The organism is Nocardioides sp. P5_E3 (assembly GCF_054049275.1).
Map to the genome: position 1 here is coordinate 87,047 of NZ_JBFUMR010000010.1, position 13,114 is coordinate 100,160.

Sequence of the window (13,114 nt, forward strand, 5' to 3'; positions counted from 1 at the left end):
AGGATCATCGATGAAGTTCCACTGGTTCCTGCCCACCAACGGCGGCGACGGCCGGCAGGTCGTCAGCGGCGGCCACGGCGTCTCCCACGGCGCCGGCGGACGCCCCGCGAGCGTTCCCTACCTCGGGCAGATCGCCCGCAGCGCCGAGCAGCTCGGCTTCGAGGCCGCGCTCACCCCGACCGGCGCCTGGTGCGAGGACGCGTGGCTGACCACCGCGATGCTGGCGCCGCTGTCGGAGCGGCTCAAGTTCCTCGTCGCCTTCCGGCCGGGAATGACCTCGCCGACGCTGGCCGCCCAGATGGCCGCGACCTTCCAGAACCTCTCCGGCGGCCGGTTGCTGCTCAACGTGGTGACCGGGGGCGAGTCCCACGAGCAGCGCGCCTACGGTGACTTCCTCGACAAGGACGCGCGCTACGAGCGCTGCGACGAGTTCCTCGAGATCGTCCGCCGGCTCTGGACCGGTGACGAGGTCACCTTCGCCGGCCGCCACCTGCGGGTGGAGCAGGCACGCCTCCAGCAGCTGCCCGACCCGGTCCCGGGCATCTACTTCGGTGGCTCCTCGCCGGCCGCCGGCTTGGTGGCCGCGAAGCACGCCGACGTCTACCTCACCTGGGGCGAGCCGCCGGCCGCCGTGGCGAAGAAGATCGCGTGGATCCGCGAGCTCGCCGAGCAGCAGGGGCGCGAGGTGCGTTTCGGCATCCGCATGCACACCATCAACCGGGACACCTCCGAGGAGGCGTGGGCCGAGGCCGACCGCCTGCTCGAGGGCATCGACGACGCCGAGATCCGCCGCGTGCAGGAGGGCCTGAAGAGGTCGGAGTCCGTCGGCCAGCAGAACATGCTCGCCCTCAACAACGGCTCGCGTGACGGCCTGGAGATCCACCCCAACGTCTGGGCCGGCGTCGGCCTGGTCCGCGGCGGGGCCGGCACCGCGCTCGTCGGCAGCCACGAGGAGGTGGCCGACCGGATCGAGGAGTACGCCGCGCTCGGCATCGAGGAGTTCGTCCTCTCGGCCTATCCGCACCTCGAGGGCGCCTACCACTTCGGTGAGGGCGTGCTCCCGGTGCTGGCGAAGCGGGGCCTGTGGACCAACCCGGCCCCGGTCGCTGCCAGCGCGTCAGTGCCGTTCGGCGGCCAGCGGGCCGCCTCATGAGTACCCCACGACCTTCTTCTCCTCCGCTTCGCTCCCCCGAACAACGCCGCGGGGACCTCAAGGGCAGTGCGAGAGTCGCCGTCGTGGTCGGCAACCCCAAGCCACGCTCGCGCACGTACGAGTCCGCGCTGATCCTCGCCGACCGGCTCGGCGGCGCCGACCTCGTGGTCGACCTCGCCGACCACGCCTCGGAGCTCTTCGACTGGGGTGCGCCACGCGTCACCGAGCTGGTCGAGGAGGTCGCCTCCAGCCTGGTGGTGGTCGTCGCCAGCCCGACCTACAAGGCGACCTACACCGGGCTGCTCAAGGCGTTCCTCGACCGCTTCCCGCACCAGGGGCTCGGCGGCGTGACAGCGATCCCGCTGATGCTCGGCGCGTCACCGGTCCACTCGCTCGCCACTGAGCACGGGCTCCGCCCGCTCCTCGTCGAGCTGGGCGCGTCCGTGCCGACGCGCGGGCTCTACGTCCTCGACTCCGAGCACGACCGGCCCGAGACGTACGACGCGTGGTTCGCCAGCGCGCAGCAGCTCCTGCCGACCCTGCCCGCTCCCACCCCCTCCCTGGAGGTGTCGTCCGCATGACCGCACACGCCCAGTCCCGCGACACGTCCGTCCCGGCCATCGACCAGCGCGCCCTGCGCGACGCCTTCGGCGCCTTCCCCTCCGGGGTCGTCGCCGTCGCGGCGTCGGTGAAGGGACAGCTCACCGGGATCGCCGCGTCGTCGTTCACCTCCGTGAGCATCGATCCGCCCCTCGTGTCGTTCTCCATCGCCACCTCGAGCTCCACCTGGCCGCTGCTGCGCGAGGCCGAGCACCTCGGCATCAGCGTGCTGGCCGACCACCACGACGCGGTGTGCCGGCAGCTGGCCGGCCCGCGCGAGGATCGCTTCGCCGGCCTGCCGTTCAAGGTCACCGGCAACGGAGCGGTGCTGCTCGACGAGGCCGTCGCGACCTACGACTGCTCGCTGCACGAGGAGGTCGTCGCCGGCGACCACGTCATCGTGCTGCTCGAGGTGCACGAGGTCGGCGCGGGAGGCGGCGAGCACCCGCTCGTGTTCCACCGCTCGACGTTCGCCAAGCTGCACCGCGACGACCTCGACCCCTCCCGCCTCGACGGCCGGATCAACGGCGCCGAGGTCGACCGGGGTGCCCGCGAGTCGGGCTCGACGGCTCGCGATGGCGCGGAGGACGCGGCATGAGGAACAAGCACACCGGCGCGGCCGCCGACGTACCCCCGTCCCCGCGCCGCGTCGCCCTCGCCTCGGCGGTTGGCGCCACGATCGAGTGGTACGACTTCTTCCTCTACGGCACGGCCGCCGCGGTGGTCTTCGACAAGCTCTACTTCAACGGCCTGGACGGACCGGCCGCGCAGTTCGCGGCCTTCGCGACCTTCGCCGTCGGGTTCTTCGCCCGACCGATCGGCGGCCTGATCTTCGGCCACTACGGCGACCGCATCGGGCGCAGGCAGATGCTCCTGCTGACCCTGGTCATCATGGGCGTCGGCACCGCGCTCATCGGCATGCTGCCGACCTACGACCAGATCGGCGTCTGGGCGCCGATCGCCCTCGTGCTGCTGCGGGTCCTGCAGGGCATCGGCGTGGGCGGCGAGTACGGCGGCGCCGTGCTGCTCGCCGTGGAGTACGCCCCGGCCGGGCGCCGCGGCTTCTACGGCAGCTTCGCCCACATCGGCGTGCCCGGCGGGCTCGTCCTGGCCGCCGGCGCCTTCTCGCTGGCCGGGATGCTGCCCGAGGAGGCCTTCCTGGCCTGGGGCTGGCGCGCCTGCTTCCTGGTGAGCATCGCGCTGCTCGGCATCGGTGCCTACATCCGCCTCTCCGTCATGGAGACGCCCGAGTTCGCCAAGGTCCAGGAGCGCAAGGAGATCTCGAAGCTGCCGCTGCGCGACCTGCTGCGCGAGCAGCCACGGCCGCTGCTGCTCGGCATGGGCACGCGCTACATCGAGGGCTTCACCTTCAACTTCTTCTCGGTCTACCTGCTCGCCTACGTCGCGACCAACCTCGAGCTGCCGCGCAGCTGGGCGCTGGACGCGATCCTCGTCGGGGCGGCGCTCGGGGTCGTGCTGGTGCCGATCGCCGGCGCCCTCAGCGACCGGGTCGGGCGCAAGCCGGTCTACCGGGTGGGGGCCTGGGTCGGCCTGCTGTTCGCCTTCCCGGCGGCCTTCCTGGTGCAGACCGAGAACCGCTGGGCCATCTCGCTCGTCTTCGTCGTCGGCCTCGGCGTCATCTACGGCACGGTCTACGGGCCGCTCGCAGCCTTCTGGTCCGAGCTGTTCGACACCCGCTACCGCTACACGGCGCTCAGCACGCTCTACCAGGTCTCCGGCATCCTCGCGTCCGGGCTGACGCCGCTCATCGCGGCGTGGCTGGTCACCCGCGGTGACGGGACCCTGTGGTGGGTCGCGACCTACAACGTGGCGGTCGCAGCGATCTCGCTGACCTGCGCGCGGTTCCTGCCCGAGACCCGCGGCCGCGGGCTCGACAGCGCCGACCCGACGCTGGAGCCCGTACCCGAGCGCGTCCCGGCCTGAGGGTGCACACTGGCTGACGCGTAGACACGCGGACAGAACCCTCGGCCGGACTCCCGTCCCACGCCTGGCGCCGCAGGCGTGGGACGGGTCATGTCCGCGCGTCTACGCGGCGGGCGTCCGCGACGCGGCGGTCCGGCGACGTCGTACGACGAGCCACACCGGCAGCCCGAGCACGAGGGCCACCGCGGCGAAGGGCAGCAGCGCGCCGACCATCGTGGTCACGATGGTGAACAGCGTCCCCATGGCCTTCGAGCCGCCGTCGAGCCCGGCGAGGAATCCCGTCGGCCGCTCCTCCTCGGGCTCGTCCTCGACGACCTGGTGGGTGGAGATGTCGATGGTGATGGTCGACAGCGACGTCTGGTCGGCCAGCCACGACTGCTGGGACTTCAGGGAGTCCAGCTCGGCCTGTCGGCCGGTGAGCTGCGACTCGATCCAGATGACGTCCTTGAGGTCGCGCGCGTCGGCGAGCAGCAGCTCCACGCGGCGCAGGCTGGCCTCCTGCGCCCGGACGCGGGCGCCGTTGTCGATGACCTGGGTGGTGACGTCCTCGGAGCCGCGGTCGGAGGAGCGCAGCACCCCGACCTGCTCCAGCGCGGACATCGTCTCGCCGAACTTCCGGCTCGGCACCCGCACCACCATCCGCACGTAGGAGGTGTCGCCCTCGGAGTCGGTCTCGGTGGTCTCGTCGGTGATCTCGCCGCCCTGCGCGTCGACGACGCGCTGCACGTCCTGGCGGGTCGCCCGGACGTCCTCCCCGGCGAGCGAGACGGTGCCGTTGGAGATGACCGAGCGCTGCAGCTCCGGGGCGGTCGGGGCGTCCTGCCCGCTCGACGCGTCGGGCGACCCGGTGGAGTCGGCCGACGAGCCGCCGGCGTCCGAGCTCCCGTCCGAGCTCCCGGACGAGCTCCCGGACGAGCCGCTGGACGTCTCGCTGGACGTCTCGCTGGACGTCTCGCCCGAGACGTCCCCGGAGACGGCGTCGCTGCCGCTGTCGTCGGCGGAGCAGGCGGCCAGCAGGGCCGTCATGGTGAGGGCGGTGAGGAGTCCCGCGGTGCGGGAGCGGGTCGCGGTGAGGGTCATGGCCGTCCGACGCCGCCGCCGCGCGGGCCGGTTCCGGCCGTGACGCAACCGTGACGCGTCAGGCCTTCTTGCTCGGCGCCCGCTTCGCCGTGCGCTTGGTGGTGGTGACCTTCGGCGGCGCAGCCTGGGGCGGCGCCTCGGTGGGCGCCTCCTTGTCGGGCACCCTCTTGTCGGGCACCTTCTTGTCGGTCGCCTTCCGGCCGGCCGGCTTGCGGCCCTTGAGCCGCACCCGCAGGGCGTTGCCGCTGCCGGAGGTCTCCAGGTAGGGCTGGGCGGTGATGAGGGTGCTCAGCCGCGCACCCGGGCCGGCGAAGTTGCGCGCGTCGAAGGACGGGTGGGTGCGGATCAGCTGGTTGCCCAGGGCGGGGAGGAGCGCCCAGCCCTCGTCGTCGGAGACCGCGTTGACCGCGCGGGTGAGCGCGCTCTGCAGGTTGATCGAGGGGGCATCCGTCCCGCTGCCGTCGTCGGTGTCGTCGTCGGTGTCGTCGGTGTCCTCGCCCTCGCCCGGCCGGTCGGCGACCACGGCGAGGTCGATGAACTTGTCGCAGGCGTTGCGCAGCGACTCCGGCGCCTTGTTCTCCCCGAGCACGTAGACCTTCTTGCCCGACTCGCGCAGCCGGTGGGCGAGGCTGGTGAAGTCGCTGTCGCTGGTGACCAGCGCGAACGCCTCGACGTTGCCGTCGTACAGCAGGTCCATCGCGTCGATCACGAGCGCGAGGTCGGTGGAGTTCTTGCCGGACGTGTAGGCGTTCTGGTGCATCGCGCGCAGCCCGAGGCGGTTGAGCTTGCGCGCCCACTGGGTGAGGTGCGGGTTGGTCCAGTCGCCGTAGACGCGCCGGATGGTCGGGTCGCCGTACTTCGCGACCTCGCCCAGCACCTCGTCGGCGTAGGCCGGGCGTGTGTTGTCGGCGTCGATCATCACCGCGATCCGGTCGGCGGCTCCGTGGGACTCCATGGGTGCAGCCTAGGGCGCGCCCGAGTGTCGTCACCCCCTCTGGCAGGGTGGTGGCGTGAGGCGTGACGCGGTGGTCGTGGGTGGTGGGATCGCCGGTCTGGTCGCAGCTCGCGGCATCGCCGCCACCGGCCGCGACGTCCTGCTGCTCGAGGGCTCGCCCCAGGTCGGCGGCAAGCTCCGCAGCGCCGAGGTCGCCGGGCTGACCGTCGACGTCGGCGCCGAGGCGATGCTCGCCCGCCGCCCCGAGGGGCTGGCGCTCGCCGAGGAGCTCGGCGCCGAGGTGGTCCACCCGACGCCTGCGACGTCGGCGGTGTGGTCGCGCGGGTCCCTGCGGATGATGCCGCGCTCGCTGATGGGCGTCCCCTTCGACCTCGACCAGCTCGCCGCCAGCGGCGTGCTCAGCCCCGAGGGCCTGGCCCGGGCGAGCACAGAGGCCGCCACCCCCGTCGGCGACGACGTCTCGGTCGGAGACCTGGTCGCCGCACGGCTCGGCGACGAGCTCGTCGACCGCCTCGTCGAGCCGCTGCTCGGAGGCGTGTACGCCGGCCACGCCCACCGCATCTCGGCCGCCGCGGCCGTGCCGCAGCTGCTCGCCATGGCCCGCCGCGGCAGCCTCCTCGAGCAGGCCTCCGGCGTGCCGGCCTCGGTCGCCCCGGTCTTCGCCGCCCTGCCGGGCGGGATGGGCCGACTGCCCGCGCTGGTCGCCGATGGCGGTGGCTTCGAGGTGCGCACCTCGGCGACCGTCCGCGCACTTCGTCGTACGCCGTCGGGCTGGGCGTTGACCGTCGGCCCGACCACGAGCGCCGAGACCATCGAGGCCGACGCGGTCGTGCTCGCCACCCCCGCCGCGGCGACCGCTCGCCTGCTCGGCGACGTGCTCCCGGACGCCGCGGCGGAGCTCGCCGCGGTGGAGGCCGCCAGCGTCGCCGTCGTCACGCTGGCCTTCCGGGCCCAGGACGTCCCCGACGCGCTGTTCGACCGGTCCGGGTTCCTCGTGCCGCCCGTCGAGCGCCGCACCATCAAGGCCTCGACGTTCTCCTTCGCCAAGTGGGCGTGGGTGCGCGACCTCGACCCCGACGTCGTGGTGCTCCGCACCTCGCTCGGACGCCACCGCGAGGAGGTCACCCTCCAGGCGGGTGACGAGGGGCTGGTGCGGGTGTCCCTCGCCGACCTCGCCGCGATGGCGGGGATCACCGCCCGCCCGGTCGACACCCACGTCCAGCGGTGGGGCGGCGCGCTGCCGCAGTACGCCGTCGGCCACCTCGACCGGGTCGCGCGGATCCGCGCGGCCGTCGAGGGACAGCCGGGCCTCGCGGTCTGCGGGGCGGCGTACGACGGTGTCGGCATCCCCGCGGTGATCGGCTCGGCCCGGCGGGCCGTGGCCTCGGTCACACGGGCAGAATGACGGCATGAGCGAGTCCACCCCGACCACTGCCGAGCAGACCAACGCCGCCCGCACGCGGGAGCTCAACGACACCATCCGCTACACGATGTGGTCGGTGTTCCGGCTCCGGGACGTCCTGGGCGACGACGCCGACCGCGCCGCCGAGGCGACCGACGTCGAGGCGCTCCTCGAGGTGCTGGCCGAGCAGGACGTCGTCGTGCGCGGCATCTACGACGTCAGCGGCCTGCGCGCCGACGCCGACGTCATGGTGTGGTGGCACGCGGCCGACTCCCAGCAGCTGCAGGGCGCCTACAACGCCTTCCGGCGCACGGCCTTCGGCCGCCGCCTCGACCCGGTGTGGTCGCAGATGGCGCTGCACCGCCCGGCGGAGTTCAACAAGTCGCACATCCCGGCGTTCCTCGCCGACGAGGAGCCCCGCGCCCACGTGTGCGTCTACCCGTTCGTGCGGTCCTACGAGTGGTACCTCCTCGACGACGGCGAGCGTCGCCGGATGCTCGCCCAGCACGGCCAGCAGGCCCGCGGCTACGCCGACGTGCGCGCCAACACGGTCGCGTCCTTCGCCCTCGGCGACTACGAGTGGATGCTCGCCTTCGAGGCCGACGAGCTGCACCGGATCGTGGACCTGATGCGCGACCTGCGCGCGTCCGACGCCCGTCGCCACGTGCGCGAGGAGGTGCCGTTCTACACCGGCGCCCGGGTCACGCCGCAGGAGCTGCTCGACCGCCTGCCCTGACGCGGCGCGCCGGGTGCTGGACATGGCCCCAGTCGTCGACTGGGCAATGTAGAGTAAGTCACTCAACATTGTTCTCAGGAGGATCCATGACCGCCACCTTCCCCACCTCCCAGGCCCCCGCCGTCCGCTCGACGGGTCGTGCGTCGAGCCGCACGACCGACCGACAAGAGGCTGCCCGCACCGCGCTGGCCGAGCACCTCGCCACCCACGACCCGCTCGCGCACGTCGACCTGTCCGTCCCGGAGCGCACCTGGGCCCGCGTCGGAGCGGGCGCCGGTGCCGACATCTGGCTGATCACCTGGCCCGCCGGCTCGAGCACCGGCTGGCACGACCACGGCTCGGCGAGCGGCGCCTTCGTCGTCCTCACCGGGTCGCTGACCGAGTACGTCTGGACCGGCGTCGCCACGGCCGGGACCCTCGGGGCGTCGTCGGTGCGCGAGTTCGACGGCAGCCACATCCACGACGTCGTCAACCACGGCACCGAGACCGCCGTCTCGCTGCACGCCTACGCGCCGGGCCTGGCCGCGATGACGCGCTACGAGCTCGTCCGCGGACGGCTGCAGGTGACCAGCGTCGAGCAGCGCGGCGAGTCCTGGTGAGCACCGTCTCGAGCGTCCGGTACGACGGCGTCGACGCCCTGCTCGCCGATGCGCGCAGCCGGCTCGAGCGGGTCGACGTCGAGACCGCCTACCGGGAGGCCCTCGGCGGCGCGGTGCTCGTCGACATCCGCCCGGCGGCGCAGCGGGCGGCCGAGGGGGAGGTGCACCCCGCGGTGGGTCCGCTGGTCGTCGAGCGCAATGTGCTCGAGTGGCGGTTCGACCCGCGCTCGGACGCGCGCCTGGAGGAGGCGTCGTACGACACCCGCATCCTGGTGCTGTGCCAGGAGGGCTACACCTCCAGCCTCGCCGCCGACGCGCTGCGCAGCCTCGGCCTCGACGCGACCGACGTGGTGGGCGGCTTCAAGGCGTGGCGCGAGGCGCACCTGCCGGTGGCGTGCCGCGGCGACTGCTGACCCCGGAACGGCCCCGTCCGCAGTAGCGTCGGAGCATCATGAGGATCCTCGCTGCTGCTGCCGTGCTGACCGTCCTGGGTGCCACCGCCTGCTCCACCGAGGCCGAGATGAGGGCCGTGGATCCTGCCTCGGGCTCCGGGGCCGCCGCCGATGCGTCGTCCGGCGAGGTGCCGCAGCCCGTGCCCGACGGTGAGGTGCGCACGAGCGGACTGGTGATGGTGATCGACGAAGGCGACGGTCCGGAGCTGTGCCTGGGTGCCGTGGCGGAGTCCTACCCGCCCCAGTGCGGCGGCCCCGCGCTCGCCGACTTCGACTGGGGCGACGCAGGCTCCGAGGAGGCCTCCGGGGTGCGGTGGGGCTCCTACGCCCTGACCGGCACCTTCGACGGCACCACCTTCACCGTCACCGACGCGATCCCCGCTGCCCTCTACGACACCATGGCCGCGCCCGAGGAGGAGCCGCTCGCCGCCGCGTGCGACAGCCCGACCACGACCGACACGGCCAAGGCGACCCCCGAGGACATGGACGCCACGCTCGCCGCGGCCTCCGCGCTGCCGACGTACGCCTCCGCGTGGCTCACCGGCAACACGATCAACGTCGCCGTCACCGAGGACGCCGAGGGCGCCGAGGCCGAGCTGCGCACGACGTGGGGCGGGATGCTCTGCGTGACCACTGTCGAGCGCACCGACGCCGACCTCAACGAGGTGAACCAGGAGCTGCAGGCCGCGCTCGGTGACCAGCTGCTGACCAGCGGCTCGACGTCGCCGGACTCGCTCGACGCGCAGGTCGTGTTCGACGACGGGTCGATCCAGGAGTGGGCCGACGCGACGTACGGCGACGGGCTGGTGCGGATCAGCTCGGCGCTGGTCGCCGTGGAGTGACTACTTCTTCTCGTTGAGCGTGATGCTGATCGAGTTGATGCAGTAGCGGTCGCCGGTCGGCGTGCCGAAGCCGTCGGGGAAGACGTGGCCGAGGTGCGAGCCGCACGTCGCGCAGCGGACCTCCACGCGCTTCATGCCGTGGGCGTTGTCCTCGATGTACTCCACCGTGTCGGTCATCGGCTGGTAGAAGCTCGGCCAGCCGCAGCCGGAGTGGAACTTGGTGTCGCTGGTGAACAGCTCCGACCCGCAGGCCTTGCACGAGTAGGTGCCCTCGGTCTCGGTGTCGGTGTACTCACCGGTGAACGCGCGCTCCGTGCCGGCCTGGCGGAGGACGGCGTACTCCTCGGGGTCGAGCTGCTCGCGCCACTGCTCGTCGGTCTTCTGCACGTCGTAGGCCATGCCGCCAGTTTACGGAGGCGTTCCAGCGCCACTCGTGCTCAGGTCGGTTCAGTCGCCCGCCCGGTCGGCGTCGATCAGCCGCACCTCGAGCCTGGCCAGCAGGGCCGCGCACTGGCGTACGTCGTCCACGTCGTCGGCGAGCGGCACGGCGAGCTCGCGAGCCCAGGCGGCGCGGAGCTCCTCGAGGTTGCGCATGGCGAGCGGGGTCGTGTGGACCGCGACGCCGCGACCAGACGTCGACGAGCGGTCGACCATCCCCTTCTCCTCGAGCGTCCGGAGGGCGGCGCTGACGTTGCTGCGCTGCAGCCGGCCGCGTTCGGCGATGTCGCTGGGCGAGGCCCCCGGGAAGAGGTCGACCATGCGCATGACGGTGCGCTCGGTCTCGTTGAGCGGCACGCCGTCGGCCTCCGCGGGCGTGCGCGCGCGGACGAGCCTGCCCACGTTGAGCAGGAGGTCCGCGAGCTCGCCGAACGCGTCGTGGTCCGAAGGGTGGGAAACCATGGACACAGCGTAGTGAAATATGTTCACATAATGATGTGTACATAACTATGGCGGAGCGACGGCGGTTGGTGCTGCTGCTCGGCGCGCTCAGCGCCTTCCCCGCCCTCACCATCGACCTCTACCTGCCCGGCATGCCCGAGATGGCCCGCGACCTGCGCGCCGACCCCGGTCTCGTTCAGCTCAGCGTGACCGTGTTCATGATCGGCCTCGCGGTCGGCCAGGTGGTGGTCGGCCCGCTGTCCGACGCGCACGGACGCCGGCGGCTGCTGCTGGCCGGCCTGGCCACGTACGTCGCGGGGTCGCTCGCGTGCCTGGCGGCACCGTCGGTCGGCTGGCTCGTCGCCGCCCGCGTCGTCCAGTCGCTCGGCGCGGCCGCGGCCACCGTGCTCGCCCGGGTCATCGCCCGCGACCACGTCGACGGCTCCGACCTGACGCGCCTCGTGTCGGCGCTCATGCTCGTCAACGGCGTCGCCACCGTCCTCGGGCCGATCGTGGGCGCGCAGCTGCTGACGGTGGCCCCGTGGCGGGCCGTCTTCGTGGTGCTCGCCGCCACGGGAGCGGTGCTGCTCGTGGCGGTCGCCCGGGTGCTCCCCGAGTCACTGCCGGTCGAGCGTCGTCGCCCCGCCGACCCCGGCGCGACGGTCCTCGCCTTCCGCACCCTGCTGCGCGACGGTGCGTATCTCCGGCACACGCTCGCGGCGGCGCTGATGTTCTCGGCGATGTTCGCCTACATCGCCGGCTCGTCCTTCGTGCTGCAGGACACCTACGGCCTGTCCGCGCAGCAGTACGGCCTGGTGTTCGCGCTCAACGCGGTCGGCATCGTGGTCCTCGGTCAGCTCAACTCCGCACTCGTCGGCCGGGTCGCGGACGAGCGCGCCCTGCTCGGCGCCAGCCTGGCGCTGGGGGCGGTGGCCGGCATCGGAGTACTGGCGTCCGTCGTGGGCCAGGCACCGGCCGCCGTGCTCCTCGCATGCCTCTTCTTCCTCGTCGCCGCGCTGGGACCGGTCCTCGCCAACGCGACGTCCCTCGCGCTGTCGCCGTACCCCCGCTCTGCCGGCACCGCGGCGTCGCTCCAGGGCGTGCTGCAGTGCGTCGTCAGCGGGGGAGTCGCGTCCGTCATGTCGCTGGCGAGCCACGACGCGCGCTCGGGAGGGGTGGCGATGGGCGTCGCCGTCGCTGCGAGCGCCGTGGCGGCGCTCGTGGTCTTCTGCAGCGGTGCGGTCCGGTTGCCCGCGCGTCGGTCGGAGCGGCTGGTCGCCGTCCGGGGCTAGGGTCGTGGCATGGCGAAGGCGTCGGAGGCGTACGTCCGGGCGGGGGAGCGCGAGGTCAGGATCTCGTCCCCCGATCGGGTGATCTACGAGGCGACCGACCGCACCCCGGCGGTCACCAAGCTGATGGTCGCGGAGTACTTCACCAGCGTCGAGGACGGCCTGATGCGCGCGTTGCGCGACCGGCCGACCGCGCTCGAGCGGTGGACGAGCGGCGTCCGTCCCGGCATGAAGCTGGCGACAGGACCCCAGGACCGCAACGCCGACGCGTTCTACCAGAAGCGGGTGCCCAAGGGCGCGCCCGACTACCTCGAGACCGCGACGATCACCTTCCCGTCCGGGCGCACGGCCGACGAGATCTGCCCGACCGAGATCGCGGTGCCGGTCTGGTGCGCCCACATGGGCACGCTGACCTTCCACCCGTGGCCGGTGCGTCGCGACGACGTGGATCATCCCGACGAGCTGCGGATCGATCTCGACCCGCAGCCCGGTACGACGTTCACCGACGCCGTGCGGGTCGCCGGTGTCGCCCGCGAGCTGCTCGACGACCTCGGCATGACGGGCTTCGCGAAGACCTCGGGCAACCGCGGCATCCACGTCTACGTCCGGATCGAGCCGAAGTGGGACTTCGCGGCCGTCCGCCATGCCGCCATCGCCTTCGGCCGCGAGCTGGAGAAGCGTGACGACGGGGTGACCACCGCGTGGTGGAAGGAGGAGCGCGGCGAGCGGATCTTCGTCGACTTCAACCAGAACACCCGCGACCGGACGATCGCGTCGGCGTACTCCCTGCGGCCCATCGCCGGAGCCCCGGTGTCGACGCCGGTGACGTGGGACGAGCTCGCCGGCCTCACCTCGCCGGCGGACCTCAACCTGTTCTCGGTGCCGTCGCGGCTTGCCGTCGATGGCGACCCGTGGGCAGCGATCGACGACGTGCACCACTCGCTCCAGCCGCTCCTCGACCTCTGGGACGAGCACCCCGTCGAGCTGAACTACCCGCCGGACCACCCCAAGATGCCCGGTGAGCCGCCGCGCGTGCAGCCGTCGAAGAAGGTCGAGTCCCACTGGGACGCCGACGGGAACCGGGTCGAGGGCACCTGACGGCTCGCCTCGACTCGTCGAGCGGTGTCCCAGCCACGTTCCGACTGCGGGGAACGTGGCTCACTCACCGCTCGACGGAGCGGCG

The 13,114-nt window shown here is 72.7% G+C and carries 15 protein-coding genes; 11 read left to right on the forward strand and 4 right to left on the reverse strand.

Going from position 1 to position 13,114, the window contains the following annotated elements:
- Positions 1–10: 10 nt before the first annotated feature.
- From ACXJKB_RS08295 to ACXJKB_RS08310, 4 genes are all read left to right on the forward strand, one after another.
- Positions 11–1,153 carry an LLM class flavin-dependent oxidoreductase gene (locus tag ACXJKB_RS08295; protein ID WP_457187235.1) on the forward strand — a complete coding sequence of 381 codons (1,143 nt, stop codon included), beginning with the start codon at positions 11–13 and terminating at the stop codon, positions 1,151–1,153.
- A gap of 83 nt (positions 1,154–1,236) precedes the next feature.
- Entirely contained in the window at positions 1,237–1,734 is a 498-nt protein-coding gene (locus tag ACXJKB_RS08300; RefSeq protein ID WP_457187237.1) for an NADPH-dependent FMN reductase, read from the forward strand.
- Positions 1,731–2,351 carry a flavin reductase family protein gene (locus ACXJKB_RS08305; RefSeq protein WP_457187239.1) on the forward strand — a complete coding sequence of 207 codons (621 nt, stop codon included), beginning with the start codon at positions 1,731–1,733 and terminating at the stop codon, positions 2,349–2,351. Before ACXJKB_RS08300 ends, ACXJKB_RS08305 begins: the two co-directional genes overlap by 4 nt.
- The gene (locus tag ACXJKB_RS08310; protein ID WP_457187241.1) at positions 2,348–3,697 is read left to right on the forward strand and encodes an MFS transporter; all 1,350 of its coding nucleotides are present in this window, start codon (positions 2,348–2,350) and stop codon (positions 3,695–3,697) included. The genes ACXJKB_RS08305 and ACXJKB_RS08310 overlap by 4 nt, the downstream gene beginning before the upstream one ends.
- 102 nt (positions 3,698–3,799) lie before the next feature.
- Here ACXJKB_RS08310 and ACXJKB_RS08315 read toward each other — a convergent pair whose 3' ends face one another.
- Positions 3,800–4,777: a DUF4349 domain-containing protein gene (locus tag ACXJKB_RS08315; RefSeq protein ID WP_457187243.1), complete on the reverse strand. Its 978-nt coding sequence runs from the start codon at positions 4,775–4,777 to the stop codon at positions 3,800–3,802.
- A 58-nt stretch (positions 4,778–4,835) separates the two neighbouring features.
- The gene (locus ACXJKB_RS08320) at positions 4,836–5,732 is read right to left on the reverse strand and encodes an NYN domain-containing protein (protein ID WP_457187245.1); all 897 of its coding nucleotides are present in this window, start codon (positions 5,730–5,732) and stop codon (positions 4,836–4,838) included.
- Positions 5,733–5,787: 55 nt separating this feature from the next.
- On the opposite strand from ACXJKB_RS08320, the gene ACXJKB_RS08325 reads away from it, so the two are divergent.
- The 5 genes from ACXJKB_RS08325 to ACXJKB_RS08345 all read left to right on the forward strand — a co-directional run bounded on the left by ACXJKB_RS08325 (position 5,788) and on the right by ACXJKB_RS08345 (position 9,763).
- On the forward strand, positions 5,788–7,137 hold the full coding sequence (locus tag ACXJKB_RS08325) for a protoporphyrinogen/coproporphyrinogen oxidase (RefSeq protein WP_457187247.1): 1,350 nt from the start codon (positions 5,788–5,790) through the stop codon (positions 7,135–7,137).
- Positions 7,138–7,141: 4 nt separating this feature from the next.
- Positions 7,142–7,870 carry a hydrogen peroxide-dependent heme synthase gene (gene hemQ / locus ACXJKB_RS08330; protein ID WP_457187249.1) on the forward strand — a complete coding sequence of 243 codons (729 nt, stop codon included), beginning with the start codon at positions 7,142–7,144 and terminating at the stop codon, positions 7,868–7,870.
- Between the two features lie 86 nt (positions 7,871–7,956).
- Complete coding sequence (locus ACXJKB_RS08335) at positions 7,957–8,469, forward strand: cysteine dioxygenase (RefSeq protein ID WP_457187251.1); 513 nt, start codon at positions 7,957–7,959, stop codon at positions 8,467–8,469.
- The gene (locus ACXJKB_RS08340; protein WP_457187253.1) at positions 8,466–8,882 is read left to right on the forward strand and encodes a rhodanese-like domain-containing protein; all 417 of its coding nucleotides are present in this window, start codon (positions 8,466–8,468) and stop codon (positions 8,880–8,882) included. Before ACXJKB_RS08335 ends, ACXJKB_RS08340 begins: the two co-directional genes overlap by 4 nt.
- A 38-nt stretch (positions 8,883–8,920) precedes the next feature.
- The gene (locus ACXJKB_RS08345) at positions 8,921–9,763 is read left to right on the forward strand and encodes a hypothetical protein (protein ID WP_457187255.1); all 843 of its coding nucleotides are present in this window, start codon (positions 8,921–8,923) and stop codon (positions 9,761–9,763) included.
- On the opposite strand, the gene msrB is transcribed toward ACXJKB_RS08345, so the two are convergent.
- Both msrB and ACXJKB_RS08355 read right to left on the reverse strand, forming a co-directional pair.
- The gene (gene msrB / locus ACXJKB_RS08350; protein ID WP_191193079.1) at positions 9,764–10,162 is read right to left on the reverse strand and encodes a peptide-methionine (R)-S-oxide reductase MsrB; all 399 of its coding nucleotides are present in this window, start codon (positions 10,160–10,162) and stop codon (positions 9,764–9,766) included. It lies immediately after the preceding gene.
- A gap of 48 nt (positions 10,163–10,210) precedes the next feature.
- Positions 10,211–10,663, reverse strand: a complete 453-nt coding sequence (locus ACXJKB_RS08355; protein ID WP_457187258.1) for a MarR family winged helix-turn-helix transcriptional regulator — start codon at positions 10,661–10,663, stop codon at positions 10,211–10,213.
- Between the two features lie 47 nt (positions 10,664–10,710).
- Between ACXJKB_RS08355 and ACXJKB_RS08360 the strand changes: the two genes are divergently transcribed.
- The gene (locus ACXJKB_RS08360; RefSeq protein ID WP_457187260.1) at positions 10,711–11,934 is read left to right on the forward strand and encodes a multidrug effflux MFS transporter; all 1,224 of its coding nucleotides are present in this window, start codon (positions 10,711–10,713) and stop codon (positions 11,932–11,934) included.
- A 9-nt stretch (positions 11,935–11,943) separates the two neighbouring features.
- Entirely contained in the window at positions 11,944–13,029 is a 1,086-nt protein-coding gene (locus tag ACXJKB_RS08365; protein ID WP_457187262.1) for a DNA polymerase domain-containing protein, read from the forward strand.
- Positions 13,030–13,114: the final 85 nt, after the last annotated feature.